Annotated in this window: 3 protein-coding genes; all 3 read left to right on the plus strand. The window is 49.9% G+C overall.

Features of this window, described 5'->3' with window-relative positions:
• Window positions 1-352: 352 nt before the first annotated feature.
• Entirely contained in the window at window positions 353-907 is a 555-nt protein-coding gene (locus ACRC27_RS12835; protein WP_192438193.1) for a lysozyme inhibitor LprI family protein, read from the plus strand.
• Window positions 908-961: 54 nt separating this feature from the next.
• Window positions 962-1,339 (plus strand): DUF7079 family protein, encoded by a 378-nt coding sequence (locus ACRC27_RS12840; RefSeq protein ID WP_438640051.1) that lies wholly within the window; start codon window positions 962-964, stop codon window positions 1,337-1,339.
• A 259-nt stretch (window positions 1,340-1,598) separates the two neighbouring features.
• Complete coding sequence (locus ACRC27_RS12845) at window positions 1,599-2,702, plus strand: RNA-guided endonuclease InsQ/TnpB family protein (RefSeq protein ID WP_438640052.1); 1,104 nt, start codon at window positions 1,599-1,601, stop codon at window positions 2,700-2,702.
• Window positions 2,703-3,113 lie beyond the last annotated feature (411 nt).

Below are 3,113 nucleotides of genomic sequence, written 5' to 3' on the forward strand. Positions count from 1 at the left end.
CCAGTCGTTCAGCGCCGGCGCTTAAACTGCCTTGCTCTACGACGGCAATAAATACCTGCAGTGCGGTTAGCCGATCCATGAGGCTCCATCGTCATGTTGTGGGGGCAATATCGGTACGTGCTAATACCCGTGCACTAATATAAGAGCACCGAAATTAAGTGCCTAATATAAGCAGCCGCACCGCATCTCACCATCGCTGCGAATCGGCGGCCATTGTGGCGGTTCGCTCGCGGTTATTCAATGCCTTCGCATCTTGCTGTTTAGTGAACCGCGCCGGTTTGACACCGGTGGTTAGATGGCTCTTTTTAGCTGATGCTTTTGCGTTGATACCGATCGCGCTAAGCTGATCGCCATGGCTATGGCATCAAGCGGCATCAAAGCGTTGATGCTGGCAGTGTTGTTGGTGTCACATATCCTTGGAGGGATTATGTTGTATTGTAATACATTAGTGCTGCGCGCTGTTGCAAGGCGTTCGGTGTTTACGCGAGCGCGAGCATGGCTCACGGCGAGCCTGCTGTTGGCTGGGATGGCGGTGATGCCTGTGGCGCAGGCGGCATCTGCCACTGCATCAGCACCAGAGCAAGATTGTGGTAATGCGGCCAATACGCTGGAAATTAATGCTTGCCTGCAAAAGCAGCAGGAGCAAACGGAAGCGCAATTAAATCAGGTTTATCGTGAGGTGCTGGCGCAAATCAGTGCTGAAAGTGCGCAACCCGATAGCCCTGCGCAGATGAAACAGCAGTTTATTGCTGCGCAGCGGGCCTGGATCAGTTTTCGCGAGAAAGATTGTCAGGCGGTGTATACCTTCTGGTCACAAGGCACCATTCGTAATGCAATGTACTTAGGGTGTATGCGTTCACGCGCTGAGCAGCGCATTAAGGAGTTGCAAGAATATACCCAACCCTAGTCAGTTGCTGCGAATAGGGGGGCTGCGAATAGGGATGTGGAGAGTGTCAGAATTATGATGAATACAGGCATGCCGGTTGAGGCATCTATTGCGCAGGTACAGCGCCTGTGTGAAGCCTTGTCAGATATTTTTGTCGATAATGTGGTGGATTACCACGAAATTGCCGCCCAAGCGCGTGCTTTCCCTATGGGACAGGTTGAACAGCTCTTTTTTGAGTGGGTCGCGCCGGTATGCTATGCCAATGCGTTAGCTCCGGTGCCGAGCGTGTGGGCGGGGTTTGAACCGCAGCTGCTGTGGCAGGATATTTGTCATTATCGGCAGTATGTCACTGACGGTGGCTGGCTACGCCGGCAGCGAGTGGCGCTGCATGTCTTTTTCTTACGTCATCGCTTTGCTGCTGATTGGCGTGAATTACGGGGTTATTTGCCGTAACGGCAGCGTTAGCCCATTATTTCCCTGCGAATTTTATTGTCTCCATATCCTTTCTCTCTTTTCCCTTTATGTCTCGTTGCTCATCTTGCGTGCCGCATTGGCGGCGCGATGCTTTGTGCTGCTGATCCCTGCATCATCAGTTACCTCGCGAGAAACCCCGTCATTCATGGCGGGGAGGGATAGCGATTTACGCATAGCGGCAACATGTCCCAATTGGTTGTTATTCACACTCACAAAAATATGCTGTAGTTTGTGAGATATGAAAGAAATCGCCATTAAACAACGCTTCTACCCAACGCCTGAACAAGCTCAATTGCTTGCGCAGACGTTTGGTTGCGTCCGGTTTGTGTACAACAAAATCCTTAAATGGCGTACCGATGCGTTTTACAATGACGCTCAGAAAATCAACTACAACGCTGCTAGCTCTAAACTCACAGAGATTAAAAAACTCCCTGAATTTGAGTGGCTGAATACGGTATCTTGCGTTCCGTTGCAACAATCGCTGCGTCATCAACAAACCGCCTTTAAAAACTTCTTTGAAGGCCGCGCTAAGTACCCCACTTTCAAAAAGAAGCGCAGTAACCAAAGCGCGGAGTTCACCAAGTCGGCGTTCAAGTACAAAGACGGCAAGATTTACATTGCCAAAAGCCAGCAACCGCTTGATATTCGCTGGTCGCGTGACCTGCCCAGCGAACCGACAACTATCACCATCACAAAAGACAGCGCAGACCGTTACTTCGTGTCTATGCTGTGCCGTTTCGAGCCTAAACCACTGCCCGTTAGCAAACGCACCACGGGCATTGATTTGGGTTTGACTGACCTTGTTATTACCGCTGACGGGTTCAAGTCGGGTAATCCCCATCACACTGCGAACCACGCAAGAAAGCTGGCACTGGCGCAGCGCCGCCTTTCGAAGAAAAAGAAAGGCTCTGCCAACTTTCACAAAGCCCGACAAAAAGTCGCACGCATTCAGGCAAAGATTGCCGATTGCCGCCGAGACTTTACCCACAAGCTCACCACCAAGCTGATAAACGAAAACCAAGTGATTAGCTGTGAAAGTTTGAGCGTTAAAAACATGGTCAAAAACAAGCGACTGGCTAAAGCCATCAGCGACGCCAATTGGGGCGAACTGGTGCGGCAATTGACTTACAAAGCCGACTGGTACGGCAGAGCCCTTGTGCAAATAGACAAGTGGTATCCATCCAGTAAGCGTTGTAATTGCTGTGGTCACGTTGTTGAATCCTTACCGTTACATATTCGGCATTGGTCTTGTCCTGCGTGCAAAACACGCTTAGACAGAGACGTTAATGCCGCAATGAATATCAAAGCCGCTGGGCAAGCGGTGTTAGCCTGTGGAGCGTAAGTAAGTCCTAATTGTTCCATTGAACGTTAGGCGCAACGCTGCGAATCAGGAATCCCCGTCCTTTAGGGCGGGGAGGATGTCAAGTTTCTCTTCTCTTTAAATTTCTTTCTGGAGTGGTTTTGCGCTGTGCTTTTTGGGCTTGCTTAGTCGAGATAACCTGCTTGATTTCACCGCCATAAGCCCCATCGCGCCTGCGTTTGTTGCACGCTTAAGGCGGACGGCTTGTTGTATAGGCGTAAAGACCACGCTTAGGACGATATGCAAAAGTATTAAGACCGTTTTTTTTAATTCATAAAAAAGCATGATTGAAGAATAGATAGGGCCGACCATGATTAGCTGTATGGCCTAAAAAGAATCGTCCATTCAACAGCTAATAAAAACGACACCATGTAAGTCCGGTTAGTGCAGGAA

This window comes from Plesiomonas sp., assembly GCF_051650925.1.
GTDB lineage: Bacteria > Pseudomonadota > Gammaproteobacteria > Enterobacterales > CAMTGL01 > Plesiomonas.

Excerpts from the sequence above, each read along its gene's own strand:
- ACRC27_RS12835 (WP_192438193.1), top strand. The coding sequence starts at position 353 with ATGGCTATGGCATCAAGCGGCATCAAAGCGTTGATGCTGGCAGTGTTG.
- ACRC27_RS12840 (WP_438640051.1), top strand. The coding sequence starts at position 962 with ATGATGAATACAGGCATGCCGGTTGAGGCATCTATTGCGCAGGTACAG.
- ACRC27_RS12845 (WP_438640052.1), top strand. The coding sequence starts at position 1,599 with ATGAAAGAAATCGCCATTAAACAACGCTTCTACCCAACGCCTGAACAA.